Here is a 13,933-nt window from a genome sequence, read left to right on the forward strand (position 1 = left end):
GCGCGTAAGCCTGCCACAGTGCCGTTCCCCCTCCCGTGCGACGGGATCGTTCCCCCGTTCCGGGGAAGCGTCGGGCCCGTCGGCACTCCGGAAAGCCTAGGACTGGGACCCTGCCCCCATGGCGCAATTGGAACAGTTCACCACTCCCGTGGACGCGGTGGTCTCCCGCATGCGTGCCCTGGCCGCGGAACTGCCCGCGCGGGACGGGATCGCGGTCTTCAACCGCGTCTACCTCGCGGTGACCGAGGAGGTCGACCGGCACATCGACGCCGGGGAGTTCACGGACGCGCGGGCGGCGATCACGCTGGACGTGCGGTTCGCGGAGCGCTATCTCGCGGCGGTCGACGCGGTGGCGGACGAGGGGCGCCCACCGGCCTGCTGGCGGCCGCTGTTCCAGTTCCGCCGTCATCCCGGCGTACGGCCGTTGCAGTTCGCGCTCGCGGGCATCAACGCGCACATCGGGCACGACCTCGCGCTCGCCGTCGTGGACGCCTGTCGTACGCTCGGCTGCGAACCCCTTGAGCTGGAGGACGAGTTCGACCGGGTGGGCGATCTACTCGTCTCGCTGGAGGAGCGCATCCGCGAAGACCTGATGCCGGGCCCCGACCTCTTCCAGATCGCCGACCCGCTGACGCACCTGCTCGGCTCCTGGAGCCTGGAACGCGCCCGGGACGCCGCCTGGTCGGCGGCCCGGGCACTGTGGGCGCTGCGCCGACTGCCGGACCTGGCAGAGGAGTTCACCGAACGTCTCGACACGGCGGTCGGTTTCGCGGGCCGCATGCTGCTCACGCCGCTCCCGGACTGATCCGCCACGCCGGTGGCCGGTTCCCACCGCCGCTCCTCTGGACTTCTCTGTGAACGTTGTACGTTCGACAGGACCGCACCATCTGTCAAAGGAGCAGTGGGCATGGCGACAAGGCTCGGACTCGGCCTTCCCCAGAACAAGCGGTACGACCTCGGCCGGGACGTGCCCGACGTGGCGCGCACCGCCGAGGAGATCGGCTACGAGAGCCTCTGGGTGTACGAGCGACTCCTCGTCCCCGAGCCCGCCACCCAGGGCCTGTACGGCATCGAGGGCCTCCCCTGGCCGGACTCGTACCGCGGGGTCGCCGAGCCGCTGGTCACCCTCACACTCGCCGCCGCGGCCACCGAGCGGGCCCGGCTGGGCTCCAGCGTGCTCATCGCGCCGCTGCACGTGCCGTTGCGGCTCGCCAAGACCCTCGCCACGTTGGACGCGGCAAGCGGCGGCCGGGTGATCGCGGGCCTCGGCACGGGCTGGTCGACCGACGAGTACGCGGCCGCGTCGGTGCGCCCGTTCGAGGAGCGCGGCGCGGCCCTGGACGAGTTGATCGGCGTGTGCCGCGCGGTCTGGGGCCCGGACCCGGTGTCGTACGACGGGCGGTTCACGAAGCTCGCCCCGGCCTTTGTCGGCCCCAAGCCCGCCCGGCCGATCCCCATCCTGCTGGCGGCGGGCTCCGGGAAGGCACAGCGCCGGCTGGTCGACCACGCCGACGGCTGGCTGCCGGTGGGCATGGGCGCCCAGGCGCTCGCCGCGCAGTGGCGCGGGCTCCAGGAACTGGCCGCCGAGCGCGGGCGCACGGAACCGATCCAGACGGTGCTGCGCACCAACGCCCAGTACCAGGCCAAGGGCTACGCCGGTGCCGACCGCGCACCCTTCCAGGGCAGCGTCGACCAGATCGTCGACGACCTGGTCGCGCACGCCGAGGTCGGTCTCGACGAGATCCTCGTCGACCTCCAGGCCGGCACGCGTGACGCGCAGGAGCTCAAGGAGGTCGCCGCCGAGGTGTACGAGAAGGCGCGCGCGGCAGGGGTCTGAGTCGCCCTAGTCCTCGGGGAGTTCGACGGGGGCGATCTCGTCGTAGACGTCGCCCGGCCCCGGGTTGGTCGCGTCGGTCGTTCCGCCGAAGTGGTGCATGACGCCCCAGACCGCGTTCAGCGCGGTCTGGATCGCGCCCTCGGCCCAGCCGGCCGTCCAGGAGATGTCGTCGCCGGCGAGGAAGATGCCGCGCTTGTCCGCGGGCAGCCGGTCCTGCATGAAGTGCGTGAACAGGCGCCGCTGGTAGCGGTAGTGGCCGGGCAGGTTGGCCTTGAACGCGCCCATGAAGTAGGGCTCGTTCTCCCAGGAGACCGTCACCGGGTTGCCGATGATGTGCTTCCTGATGTCGACCTTCGGGTAGATCTCGCCGAGCGACTTCAGCATGACCTCCATCCGCTCGTTCGCGGACAGCGGCAGCCACTTCAGGCTGTCGTCGCACCAGGTGTAGGAGAGGCAGATGACGGCGGGCTTGTCCGGGCCGTCATCGAGGAGGTAGGTGCCGCGCGTCATGCGGTCGGTGAGCGTCATCGACATGACGTCACGGCCGGTCTCCTCGTCCTTGTCGAGCCAGAACGGCCGGTCGACGGGGACGAAGAGCTTCGAGGACTCCATGTAGTGAGTCCGCTCGATCGCCGTCCAGTGGTCGATCGGGAAGAGCGAGTCGTCGCAGGCGATCTTCGAGAGCAGCATCCAGGACTGGGCGGTGAAGATCGCCGCCTGGTAGGTGCGGATGTCGCCGTTCGCGTCCGTCACGGTGATCTGGTTGCCGGCGGTGCGGTGCAGCCGGGTCACGGCCGGGCGCGGCTCGCCGTTCACGTGCAGGGACTTCAGCGAGGTCCCGTACGGCCAGTGGACGATCTTCTCCGGCTCGCGCTCCCACAGGCGCAGTGGCAGTTGCTGGGAGCCGCCGACGATGCCGCGGTGGTGGTCGTCGGCCTCGGTGTAGACGACCCGCAGGATCTCCAGGATGGAGTTGGGGAAGTCGGTGTCCCAGCCGCCCGTCCCGAAGCCGACCTGGCCGAAGATCTCGCGGTGCCGGAAGGACTTGAAGGACTCGGAGTCGCAGAGGAAGCCGTAGAAGGTCTGGTTGTCGAGCTTCTCGACGAGCCTGGTCCAGATCTCGCGGATGCGCGGCACGTCGCGCTCGCGCATCGCCTGGTTCATGTCGGAGAAGTCGGCGCCCTCTTCGAGGCAGGCGTTCCAGGCGTTCATCACGTCGCGGTAGACCTGCGGCAGGTCGTCGACGCTGGTCGCGTAGTGCGACTCGCCCTTGAGGTCGACGACCGTCGAAGGCGTCGCCTCGGCGAGGGGGTTGGGGAAGGGCTGGGTCTGCAGTCCCACCAGGTCGATGTAGTGCTGGAGCGCCGTGGACGACGGCGGGAAGCGCATCGCGCCCATCTCGGCGGTGAGGGAGGGATCGCAGCCGTCGAAGCCGACGGTGCGCAGCCGGCCGCCGATCCGGTCGGCCTCGTACACGACCGGCTTGAGGCCCATCTTCATCAGCTCGTACGCGGCCACGATGCCGGACAGACCGCCGCCGATGACCGCGACCTCGGTGCCGTGCTCGGTCGCGGGTATCTGGCCGAGGCCCGCCGGGTGGGCGAGGAAGTCGTCGTACGCGTACGGGAAGTCCGGGCCGAACATGGTGATCGGCGGCTGCTGCTCGTCTGCGTGCTCGACGGCGTTGGGCACGGTGGACGTCATGGGGTACGGACTCCTTGCGCGAAAAGAGCTGAGGTGCTGGGAGGGGGAGGGCCGAGAAGGGTTCAGATGAGAGACCCGTAGAGGCCGGGGCGGCGGTCCTTCAGATACGGGTTCGTCTCGCGGGACGCGGCGAGGAAGGCGGGGTCGACGTCGGCGAGGACGAGCTCGTCGGCGCGGCCGGCGCGGGTGCGGGCGACTCCGTCGGGGCCGGCGAGGGTGGAGAGCCCGACGAACTCGAACTCCCCTTCCTGGCCGACGCGGTTGACGTAGGCGACGTACATCTGGTTCTCGAAGGCGCGCACCGGCACGACGGACTCGGCGACGAACTGGAACGGATGCATCTGCGCCGTCGGCACCACCAGGAGGTCCGTGCCGGCGAGGGCGTGGGCGCGGACGTTCTCCGGGAACTCGACGTCGTAGCAGATCATGAGCCCGACGCGGAGGCCGTTCAGGTCGGCCTGGACGACCGGCGACCCGCCCGGCGTGAAGTGGTCGCGCTCGAAGCAGCCGAAGAGGTGGGTCTTGCGGTAGTTGGCGAGGCGGGTGCCGTCGGCGGAGATCAGCTGGGCGGAGTTGAAGACGGCCTCGCCGGCCCGCTCGGGGTAGCCGTAGGCGATCGCGAGGGCGTGTCGCGTGGCGATCTCGGCGACCGCGTCCGCGGAGTCGCCGTCGGCGGGCTCGGCGAGGCGGGCGATGTCGTCGCCGATCGCGTACCCGGTCAGGAACATCTCCGGCGCGGCCAGCAGCGCGGCACCCGCGGCGGCGGCCCGGCCCGCGGCCTCGTCGAGGACCTTGAGGTTCTCGGCGACTGAGCCTGGGCGGCCGGAGCTCTGGAGCAGGGCGGTGCGCATGCGTGTTCCTCACCGGTACGGAGGGGGTTGGGGGCCACGTAGACCGTACGGGCGGCCGAGCGGGCCGGACAAGGAGGAGCCGTTGCGCGCCGGTGAGCGGATCGTTGCGTCGGATGCGGGGCGGGCGGCGATTCGTTGCGCGCGGCCGGTCACGTCCCCGATCGTGCCTCGTTCGTGCCTCCGGTCGCGCCTCGCTCGTGCCGCCCGGTCGCACCTCGCTCGTGCCGCTGGGTCGCACCTCGTTCATGCCGCCCGTCGTCCTGCCGGTCATATCTCCGCTACAGCTCGCGAAGGCGCTCCACGATCTCTCGCAGCAGCTCAGGGTCGGTGGCCGGGTCCGACAGGCCCGGTCGCGCCTCGTCCACGCGCACCAGACCGGCTTCGGTCAGGTCGCCGAGCAGCACGCGTAGGACGGTCAGGGGCAGGTCGGCATCCGCGGCGAGCTCGACGACCGGGCGTGGTCCGCGGCGCACCAGGTCGAGCAGGGAGGCCCGGGCGTGGTCGAGGGCGGGCCCGCAGTCGTCCGGCCACAGGGCCGTGACCTGCGACATCAGCTCGATGGCAGGTCCGCCGGAGGGCCGGGTACGACCGCGCGTCACGGCATACGGGCGGACCATCGGCCCCGTCTCGTCCTCGTACCAGTGGTCGTCGGCCACCGGCGGATCAGGCGCCGGTCGGACCGGCGGGGGCGGCGGCCTCGCGCACGGCGGCGTCCAGATGCCGGCCGACACGGCGGACGAGCAGTTCCATCTCGTGGGCGAGCTGGCCGACGTCGGTCTCCGCCTCGCTGAGCACGGCGAGGCGGCTGCCGTTGCCCGCCGGGGTGATGAAGAGGTACGCGTCGTCGAGCATGACCATGGTCTGCCGCACCTTCCCCGCGTCGAACCGCTCCCCCGCCGAACGGGCCAGGCTGTGGAACCCGGAACAGACGGCGGCCAGGTGCTCGATGTCCCGTCTGCGGATCCCCTCCGAGCAGCACAGCGGGAGCCCGTCCGCGGTGAGCAGTACGGCCTGACGGACGTGGTCGGTCCTGGCGACGAGGTCGTCGAGCAGCCACCCGAGGTCTGTGCCGGGCTGTTCGGAGATCTTGTCAGGGCGCATCGTCGGCGTCCCTCCCTTCCTCGGTGCCGGTTCGCTCACTGTCGTTTCGCTCACTGCGGGCGCGGGGGTGCTCGCTGTCGGTTCGCTCACTGCGGGTGTGGGGGTGCGCCGGCCCGAGCTCGACGCCCCTGCGTCCCCGGTCCAGGCCGCGCTGGAAGGCGCCGAAGATCGCCCGCATGTCCTCGGCGCTCACTTCACGCTCCGGGGGCCCGTCGGGGGTCGCCCGGCCTTCGCGGCGCAACTCGGCGGCGAGGGCCGCCTGACGCACCCGCGTGGGCAGGGCGAAGGCGGGGGGTGCGGCTTGCGTGGGGGTGGGCTCGGGAGGGGTGACTTCGGCGGGAGCGGACTCACCTCGGGCCGGCTCGCGGCGGCCGGACTCGGGGCAGGCCTGCTCCGCGGGGGCCGGCTCCGGAGAAGGCAGCTCCGTGGAAGGCAGCTCACTCCCTGCCGACCGAACAAGCCGAGCGCGCTCAACACGAGCGGGCTCCACGGGAGGGGGCCCTGCCGGCTCCGCACGCGCAGCCTCCGCGGGAGCAGCCTCTGTCGAAGCGGCCCCACCCACGGTGGGCTCACCGAACCCGGGCGCCATGGGAGCAAGCTCATCACGGACGGGCTTCCCCATGGCGGCTCCCGCCGAAGTGGGCTCACCCGGAGTGGGCACACCCTCCGCCAACACCGTCCCCGGCAGCAACACCACCGCCGTGGTCCCTCCGTACGGCGACCGGCACAGCGTGACCTCGATGCCCTGGCGGGCGGCCAGGCGGCTCACCACGTACAGGCCGAGGCGGTCGTGACGGGTCGGGTCGAAGGCGTCGGGGCGGGTGAGGGTGCGGTGGGCCTCCTCGAGCTGGTCCGGGGCGAGGCCGAGGCCGCGGTCATCGATCTCCAGGACGAAGCCGCCGCGGGCCCGCCCGGTGCGCAGGGTCACCTGGGTGTGGGGCGGCGAGAAGGCCGCCGCGTTCTCGAGGAGTTCGGCGATCAGGTGGACCACGTCCGCCACGGCGTCCGCGGCGACGCCGATGCGTTCCATCGGCGGGACCACCACGCGCGCGTAGTCCTCGATCTCACTCACCGCGGACGAGACCACGTCGGCGACCGGCACCGGACGCCGCCATCTACGGCCGGGCGCCGCTCCGGAGAGGATGATCAGGCTCTCCGCGTGGCGCCGCATCCGGGTGGTGAGGTGGTCGATGCGGAACAGCTCCTGGAGGACGTCCGGATCCTCCGTCCGCCGCTCCAGCGTGTCGACGAGTTTCAACTGGCGGTGCACCAACGCCTGATTGCGGCGGGCGATGTTGAGCAGCACCGCGAACAGCCCACGCCGCAGGGTGGCCTGCTGCACGGCCGCCTCGACGGCCGCGAGCCGCGCCGTGTTGAAGGACCTGCCGACATCGCCGATCTCGTCGGCGCCCGCCTCCCCGTCCGCCAGCGGCGGTGCTTCGGTGACCGCGTCCACCTCCTCGCCGGCACTCAACCGCTCCATGACGGACGGAAGTTGGTGGGTGGTCAGCAGATCGGCCGCGTCCCGCAGCGTCTCCAGTCGGCGCGAGACACGGCGGGCGCCACGCACCGCGAACCACAGCGACAGGGCCACGGCGGCGAGCCCCAGTACGGCCACGACGGCGGCCTTGGCCAGCTCCCGATAGGCGAACTCCCGCCCGCGCGCCGCCGAGTTCTCCGCCGACCGGGTGCACAACTGCATGTACCGCTTGACGGCCCGGTCGGTGGTGGTGCGCCAGGAGTCGGCCGCGACGGCCCCTCCCGCCCCGCCGGCCCCCGCCCGCAGCAGGGCGTCCTCGCTGCGTGTCAGCTGCCGGTGCAGGTCCCCCCGCTGGAACTCCTGGAACAGCGTCCGCGAGTCGGACGGCAGGTCGGGCACGTACGTCCGCTCGAAGACCCGGCGGTCCTCGATCGTCGCCGTCAGCATGTCGTACTGGGTGTCGGTCAGCGTGCCCGCGGCCCGCGCCCCGGCGACGAGGGCGTCCTCGCGCGAGACGAACTCCCGTACCCGTACGAGCTCGATGACGACCTGGGCCTCGCGCGCCAGCTGCCCCGCCTGGAGCGCGGTGAGCGTGGACTCGACGTCGAAGCCGGGTTCCACGAGGGCGTTGTACTCGGTGACCGCCCGATCCCAGGAGAGGTCGCGGGACAGGACGCGCTCCCGCAGCCCGTCCAGCCCGCCGACGGAGGCGGCCATGGCGTCCAGGACCTGCCGCTGCCGGTCGGAGAGCCGGTCGCGGTCCCCGTTCCTGATCGCCTCACGCATCGCGTCGACGGCGCGGTCGGTGCGCCGCTGCTGCGTCATCAGGTCCAGGGCGGCCGCCGTACGGTGGTCCGTGCCCAGGTAGGCGGCCGAGAGCCGGCGCTCGATCTGGATCTGCCCCACCGCCGTGTCGACCGGCGTGCCGAAGTCGTCGTACACCCCCTGCAGCCGGATCAGGGCGCGCAGTTCGCCGGTGACCGACACCATGGCGAAGGCCCAGAGGCCCATCAGGGCAACTACCGGAGCGAGCGCGAGGGCCACGATGCGCGCGCGTACGGTGGTGGGACGGCCGAAGGGCCAGCGCATGGACTCCCCAGAGCGGCAGGACGGTCGGGTGGCCGGGCGACGGTGGTTACCCCTCAGTGTTACCCGCGGGTAGCGGGCGGGCGCTCAACTTACGGGATGTCCCACCCGGACCGCAATGGTTGCCCAAGGTAACTCTGGGTCATGTCAGGTGCGGCAACGGTGAGGTCGGACCCGTCGAGGCCGTACGGCGTGGGTCGAGGCGGGCGGTCCACAGGTCGGCCTGACTGTCCGTCCGTCACCCAACGCCTCTACGATGACACCGCCTGTGTTCGCCCACGGCGAGTACGTCCTGGCTGAGGGGAGCCGCATGATGATCGACAGGCTGCCGTACCTGGACGAGCACGCGACCGTCGTGGCGGCGGAGCCCGGCGCCGCCTGGTGCGCGCTCGGCGAGTCCCTGGACGGGGCGTTCGCGGGCCGCGGCGCGGTGGGCTACGCCCGCCTGGTCGGTTGCGCCGACCAGGCGGCGGCCGGGCCCCGGCCGGTGGCCGCGGGGTCGGTCTACCCCGGTTTCCGGGTGGCGTCGGCCGACCCCGGACGGGAGCTGGTCCTCGTCGGGCGCCACCGTTTCTCGACGTACGCCCTGATCTTCCGCCTCGAGGCGGTCGGGCCCGGGCGCACCCGGCTGCGCGCCGAGAGCCGGGCGTCCTTCCCGGGCCCGCTGGGCGGGCTGTACCGGTGGCTCGTCATCGGCACGGGCGGGCATGTGGTCGGCATGCGGCGCCTGCTGTCGGCGGTCCGCCGCCGCTCCGCGCGCAACCCGTCAGGTCGGCGACCCCGACGAGAACCGCCGCAGTAGCGGCGACAGCACGAGCACGGACTTCGTCCGCTCCACGAACGGCTCCCCCGCGATCCGCTCCAGCACGCGCTCGAAGTGGCGCATGTCGGAGGCGAAGACCTGGACGACGGCGTCCGCGTCCCCGGTCACGGTGGACGCGGCCACGACCTCCTGGTAGCGCTCCAGGCCCCGCTGGATGGTCTCCGGCGAGGTGTTGCGCCGGCAGTAGATCTCGACGAACCCCTCGGTCTCCCAGCCGAGCGCCGCCGGGTCCACCCGTACGGTGAAGCCGGTGATGGCGCCGGTGGCGCGCAGCCGGTCCACGCGCCGCTTCACCGCGGGCGCGGACAGGCCGACCAGCTGCCCGATGTCCGCGTAGGAGCGGCGGGCGTCCTCGGCGAGGGCGTGCACGATGCGTTCGTCGAGATCGTTCAGCACTGCGGGTGGATCACTTCTCTGGGGTGGCGAGTCGGGAGCGGCGATGGCCGCACACGAAGTAGAACACGAGCCCGACCGCCATCCGGACTCCGAAGACCACCCAGGTGACGGCCGAGCGGCTGCCCACCATCCGGACGCGGAAGCCGAAGCCCAGGGCCGGCATGAGGGGCGACGGCGGCACACGGCAGGTGCGGGGCGTCTCCGGGCGGGTCCGGCGGAGTATCACGACGGCGATGTTGACCAGCGGGGCCTGTCGACCATTGCCGAGGGCCTGGTCAGCGCCTCGAACGGCGGCGGGTACGCCGACGGCCCCCGATCTCCCGGCGACGGGAGAACGGGGGCCGCTGCGAGAGGGGTGTTGCCTCAGCTCCAGCTGGCGTGCAGCGGCTTGCCCTCCGCGTAGCCCGCGGCGCTCTGGATGCCGACGACGGACTTCTCCGCGAACTCCTCCAGGGAGCCCGCACCGGCGTAGGTGCAGGAGGAGCGGACGCCGGCGATGATCGAGTCGATCAGGTCCTCGACGCCCGGGCGGGCCGGGTCGAGGAACATGTGGGAGGTGGAGATGCCCTCCTCGAACAGGGCCTTGCGGGCGCGGTCGTACGCCGATTCGTCCGACGTGCGGTTACGCACGGCACGCGCGGACGCCATGCCGAACGACTCCTTGTAGAAGCGGCCGTTCGCGTCCTGCTGGAGGTCGCCCGGGGACTCGTACGTGCCCGCGAACCACGAGCCGACCATCACGTTGGACGCACCGGCCGCGAGCGCCATCGCCACGTCGCGCGGGTGGCGGACACCGCCGTCGGCCCACACGTGCTTGCCGTACTTCTTCGCCTCGGCTGCGCACTCCAGGACGGCGGAGAACTGCGGCCGGCCGACTCCGGTCATCATCCGGGTGGTGCACATGGCGCCGGGGCCGACACCGACCTTGACGATGTCCGCGCCGGCCTCGATGAGGTCACGCACGCCCTCGGCGGCGACGACGTTGCCGGCGGCGATGGGAACCTGCGGGTCGAGCGCGCGGACCGTCCTGATCGCGCTGATCATCGACTCCTGGTGGCCGTGCGCGGTATCGATGACGAGCGTGTCGACACCCGCGTCCAGCAGCTGCTTGGCCTTGCCCGCGAAGTCGCCGTTGATGCCGACGGCGGCGGCTATGCGCAGCCGGCCCCGTGCGTCGGTGGCGGGCGTGTAGAGGGTGGCGCGCAGGGCGCCCTTGCGGGTCAGGATGCCGGCGAGCTTTCCGTCCTCGTCGACGGCGGGGGCGTAGCGCCGGTTGGCCGCGTCGAGGCGGTTGAAGGCCTCACGCGGGTCGATGTCCGCGTCGAGCAGCAGCAGGTCCTTGGACATGACCTCGCAGAGCTGCGTGAAGCGGTCCACACCGCTGAGGTCCGCGTCGGTGACGACGCCGACCGGGCAGCCCTCCTCGTCCACGACGACGCCCGCGTTGTGCGCGCGCTTGGGCAGCAGGGCGAGGGCGTCGGCGACGGTCTGGTGCGGGGCCAGCACGATCGGGGTGTCCAGGACCAGGTGGCGGCTCTTCACCCAGGAGACGACCTCGGTGACGACGTCGATCGGGATGTCCTGCGGGATGACCACGAGTCCGCCGCGCCGGGCCACCGTCTCGGCCATGCGACGGCCGGCGATGGCGGTCATGTTGGCGACGACCAGCGGGATCGTGGTGCCCGAGCCGTCCGGGGAGCTGAGGTCCACATCCTGTCGCGAGCCGACGGCGCTGCGGCTCGGCACCATGAAGACGTCGTCGTACGTCAGGTCGTACGAGGGCTGGATGTCGTTGAGGAAACGCACGTGCTGCACATCCCAGTCGATCAGAGGTGGCCCCCGGACAGGTCAGCCAGGGGGAAAGAGCACGTACCTCATTGTCCCATGGGGACCGGGACGTCATACCCCATCAGATCATCCAGGCTCGCCGGAGGGCCCTTGAGAGGAACCTCCAAGGCCCAGCGCCACGGCGAGCGCCGGAGTGCGGTCCGCCGCCTCCGCGAACACCTCCCGCGCGGTCTTCCACTCCTCGGGCCGCGCCTCGGCGTACGCCTCCCAGCCCCGCACGACGAGCAGCAGCCCCTTCTCGACGGCGTCCTCGGGCCAGACGGAGTGGTCGCAGAGGCTGTCGGCGAGCGCGTCCCAGTTACGGCCGAACCACGCGGGCAGTCGCAGGGCGCGGGCGACGCGGTCCATCAGGGCCGCCTTGTCCGTGACCCCGTCGAGGTCCAGCGTGACGACGAGCCGACTCGTCAGGTCATCGGTCATCTCAGTACCGCCCGGAACGAGTTGTAGTGATCATCGGTGTAGTAGAACTCGCCGCCCTGCCCGGTGACAATGCGCCGGGCCCCGCGGTCGTGCGAGCCCGGCGTCCTGACCGTGTATTCGTGGTAATAGCCCCGCTTGTGCTGGGGCAGCAGGTGCTCGAAGTTCCCGAAGACCACGCCGTCCCTGGCGTACGGGAAGGGGCCGCCCTGGTCGATGAGGGCGAGCGTCTGCCTGGCCTCGGCCGGGAGCCGCGACTCCTGGACGGTGGCCATGGAGCCGACCCACGAAGGGGTGGCGGCGCTCGCCCGGGTCTCCGTCGGCGAGCAACCGGTCAGCAGGACGGCAAGACAGACCAGTACCCCCGCAAGCACGCGGGGGACGAACCGCAGCAGCATACCGACGATGCTGTCACGGCCGTCCCCTCATGACCTGTTGTCAGGGCCTGTCAGGGGCCATCGGGGTCCGCCCGGTTGAGGGCGGGCCTCGGCGTGGGACCCGCCGCCATGAGGTAGTCCGCCGCGGAGGTGTCCGTCACCAGGCTGGTGACGAGGCCGGACCGCAGCACCGCGTCGATCGCGGCCGCCTTCCGCTGTCCGCCCGCGATCGCGACGACCTCGGGGATACGGCGGAGCTGGTCCGCCTTGACGGTGATGCACCGCTCGCCCAGGTCGCGGCCGACCCGGCGGCCCTCGGTGTCGAAGAGATGCGCGGACATCTCGGCGGCGACACCGAGCGAGGCGTAGTGCGCCCGCTCCTCGTCGCTGAGCATGTCGTGCACCGTCGAGATGCCCGGCTCCCAGGAGCCGATGGAGACGCAGGCGACCGTGACCTTGTCGAAGTACTCGAAGGCCCGGGCGATCCCGGTCTGGTTGCGCAGCGCGGCCGCGGTGGCGGCGTCCGGCAGCAGCATCGGCGCGTAGATCGGGTGGGCGTCGCCGCCCGACACCTGGGCGGCGCGCCGCACCGCCTCCACCGAACCGCGCTCGGCGGTCCCGGCGTCGTACACACCCGTCAGCTGCACCACCGTGCAGGGTGGCAGCCGGTCGAGGGCCGCCGCCATGTGGATCGTGGACCGGCCCCAGGCCAGCCCCAGCACATCCCCTTCGTTGACGAGCTCGCCGAGCAGGTCGGCAGCCACTTCTCCCAGGTTCTCGGGGTCGGGCGTCTCCTCGGCCTCCGCCGGGGACTCGACCACGACGGCGTGCCTGAGGCCGTACCGGGCACGGAGCGCGTCGGAGCGCTCGGCGTCCAGTTCGGCCGGCACACGGATCTCGATGCGTACGAGATCCCGTTCGAGGGCCGTTTCCAGGACCCTGGCCACCTTGAAGCGGCTGACGCCGAACTCCTCCGCGATCTGGATCTTGGACTTGCCCTCGAGGTAGAAGCGGCGGGCCATGGCCGCCGCCTGCACCAGCTCAGCGGGTCCCATCCGCACTGCTGACCGGCCCGCCGACATACCCGACACGGCGATCTCCTCACTGCTGTTCACACTCTGGATTCGCCGTTCATCCTTGCAGATGCGGCGCACTTGATCAGCCCTGCCGGCCGCCGTTCACGTTCCCGTCGTTCAGTGGCTGCACGCCCACGAAGCCTTGGCGGTGGCCGTCTCCGCCTGGGTGCGTAGTGCACGTACCGCCTCGGCCGGGTCGGATGCCCCGTACACCGCCGAGCCGGCGACGAAGACGTCCGCGCCGGCCTCGGCGCACCGCTCGATCGTCGAGGCCGACACGCCGCCGTCGACCTGGAGCCAGAGCTCAAGACCGTGCTTGCTGATCAACTCCCGCGTGCGCCGGATCTTCGGCAGCATGATGTCCAGGAACGCCTGGCCGCCGAAGCCCGGCTCCACCGTCATGATCAGCAGCATGTCGAGCTCGGGCAGCAGATCCTCGTACGGCTCGATGGGCGTCGCGGGCTTGAGCGCCATGGAGGCACGGGCGCCCTTGGCGCGGATCTCGCGGGCGAGCCGCACCGGCGCGGCGGCCGCCTCGACATGGAAGGTGACCGAGGAGGCCCCCGCCTCCACGTACTGGGGCGCCCACCGGTCGGGGGCCTCGATCATCAGATGGCAGTCCAGCGGAGTGTCCGTCGCCCGGGCCAGCGACTCCACGACCGGCACACCGAGCGTGAGGTTCGGGACGAAATGGTTGTCCATGACGTCGACGTGGAGCCAGTCGGCTCCTTCGACCGCCTTCGCCTCGTCCGCGAGGCGGGCGAAGTCGGCGGAGAGGATGCTGGGGTTGATCTGTGCGGCCATGACCCAAGCCTGCCATGCCCGGGCCCGGTTGTTCGCGCCGGTACAGACCTGGGACGTTCATCGGATGATCCGTCCGGGCCCGGTGGGCCGTGCGGGGCGGCTGCGAGAGCGTGTCCCGTCCTTGGCACGCCGC

The 13,933-nt window shown here is 71.7% G+C and carries 15 protein-coding genes; 3 read left to right on the forward strand and 12 right to left on the reverse strand.

Going from position 1 to position 13,933, the window contains the following annotated elements; translation table 11 throughout:
• The first annotated feature begins 118 nt into the window (after window positions 1–118).
• Entirely contained in the window at window positions 119–805 is a 687-nt protein-coding gene (locus ACFY16_RS34340) for a DUF5995 family protein (protein WP_390651138.1), read from the forward strand.
• A 102-nt stretch (window positions 806–907) separates the two neighbouring features.
• Window positions 908–1,837 (forward strand): LLM class F420-dependent oxidoreductase, encoded by a 930-nt coding sequence (locus ACFY16_RS34345; protein ID WP_390651139.1) that lies wholly within the window; start codon window positions 908–910, stop codon window positions 1,835–1,837.
• Window positions 1,838–1,843: 6 nt separating this feature from the next.
• Here the strand turns inward: ACFY16_RS34345 and ACFY16_RS34350 are convergent, their stop codons facing one another.
• The 5 genes from ACFY16_RS34350 to ACFY16_RS34370 all read right to left on the reverse strand — a co-directional run bounded on the left by ACFY16_RS34350 (window position 1,844) and on the right by ACFY16_RS34370 (window position 8,062).
• Window positions 1,844–3,541 (reverse strand): flavin monoamine oxidase family protein, encoded by a 1,698-nt coding sequence (locus ACFY16_RS34350; RefSeq protein ID WP_390651140.1) that lies wholly within the window; start codon window positions 3,539–3,541, stop codon window positions 1,844–1,846.
• Window positions 3,542–3,603: 62 nt separating this feature from the next.
• The gene (locus ACFY16_RS34355) at window positions 3,604–4,392 is read right to left on the reverse strand and encodes a carbon-nitrogen hydrolase family protein (RefSeq protein ID WP_390651141.1); all 789 of its coding nucleotides are present in this window, start codon (window positions 4,390–4,392) and stop codon (window positions 3,604–3,606) included.
• A gap of 278 nt (window positions 4,393–4,670) precedes the next feature.
• Window positions 4,671–5,048 (reverse strand): DUF742 domain-containing protein, encoded by a 378-nt coding sequence (locus tag ACFY16_RS34360; RefSeq protein WP_390651142.1) that lies wholly within the window; start codon window positions 5,046–5,048, stop codon window positions 4,671–4,673.
• Between the two features lie 7 nt (window positions 5,049–5,055).
• The gene (locus tag ACFY16_RS34365; protein ID WP_351149000.1) at window positions 5,056–5,493 is read right to left on the reverse strand and encodes a roadblock/LC7 domain-containing protein; all 438 of its coding nucleotides are present in this window, start codon (window positions 5,491–5,493) and stop codon (window positions 5,056–5,058) included.
• Window positions 5,483–8,062, reverse strand: a complete 2,580-nt coding sequence (locus ACFY16_RS34370) for a nitrate- and nitrite sensing domain-containing protein (RefSeq protein ID WP_390651143.1) — start codon at window positions 8,060–8,062, stop codon at window positions 5,483–5,485. The genes ACFY16_RS34365 and ACFY16_RS34370 overlap by 11 nt, the downstream gene beginning before the upstream one ends.
• A gap of 307 nt (window positions 8,063–8,369) precedes the next feature.
• On the opposite strand from ACFY16_RS34370, the gene ACFY16_RS34375 reads away from it, so the two are divergent.
• A complete protein-coding gene (locus ACFY16_RS34375) occupies window positions 8,370–8,861 on the forward strand; it encodes a hypothetical protein (protein WP_390651189.1) in 492 nt (163 codons plus the stop codon).
• Here ACFY16_RS34375 and ACFY16_RS34380 read toward each other — a convergent pair.
• The 7 genes from ACFY16_RS34380 to rpe all read right to left on the reverse strand — a co-directional run bounded on the left by ACFY16_RS34380 (window position 8,826) and on the right by rpe (window position 13,800).
• Window positions 8,826–9,278: an Lrp/AsnC family transcriptional regulator gene (locus ACFY16_RS34380; protein ID WP_351148992.1), complete on the reverse strand. Its 453-nt coding sequence runs from the start codon at window positions 9,276–9,278 to the stop codon at window positions 8,826–8,828. The genes ACFY16_RS34375 and ACFY16_RS34380 overlap by 36 nt on opposite strands.
• A gap of 10 nt (window positions 9,279–9,288) precedes the next feature.
• On the reverse strand, window positions 9,289–9,504 hold the full coding sequence (locus ACFY16_RS34385) for an amino acid permease C-terminal domain-containing protein (RefSeq protein WP_390651144.1): 216 nt from the start codon (window positions 9,502–9,504) through the stop codon (window positions 9,289–9,291).
• Window positions 9,505–9,641: 137 nt separating this feature from the next.
• Window positions 9,642–11,084 (reverse strand): GuaB1 family IMP dehydrogenase-related protein, encoded by a 1,443-nt coding sequence (locus tag ACFY16_RS34390; RefSeq protein WP_390651190.1) that lies wholly within the window; start codon window positions 11,082–11,084, stop codon window positions 9,642–9,644.
• 108 nt (window positions 11,085–11,192) lie between these two features.
• Window positions 11,193–11,546, reverse strand: coding sequence for a barstar family protein (locus tag ACFY16_RS34395; protein WP_390651145.1), 354 nt, complete (start codon window positions 11,544–11,546; stop codon window positions 11,193–11,195).
• Entirely contained in the window at window positions 11,543–11,941 is a 399-nt protein-coding gene (locus tag ACFY16_RS34400) for a ribonuclease domain-containing protein (protein WP_390651147.1), read from the reverse strand. The genes ACFY16_RS34395 and ACFY16_RS34400 overlap by 4 nt, the downstream gene beginning before the upstream one ends.
• Before the next feature lie 50 nt (window positions 11,942–11,991).
• Window positions 11,992–13,035 carry a sugar-binding transcriptional regulator gene (locus ACFY16_RS34405; protein ID WP_390651148.1) on the reverse strand — a complete coding sequence of 348 codons (1,044 nt, stop codon included), beginning with the start codon at window positions 13,033–13,035 and terminating at the stop codon, window positions 11,992–11,994.
• A 78-nt stretch (window positions 13,036–13,113) separates the two neighbouring features.
• Window positions 13,114–13,800, reverse strand: coding sequence for a ribulose-phosphate 3-epimerase (gene rpe / locus ACFY16_RS34410; RefSeq protein ID WP_390651149.1), 687 nt, complete (start codon window positions 13,798–13,800; stop codon window positions 13,114–13,116).
• Window positions 13,801–13,933: the final 133 nt, after the last annotated feature.

Source organism: Streptomyces sp. NPDC001315 (assembly GCF_042896175.1).
Classification (GTDB): Bacteria; Actinomycetota; Actinomycetes; order Streptomycetales; family Streptomycetaceae; genus Streptomyces.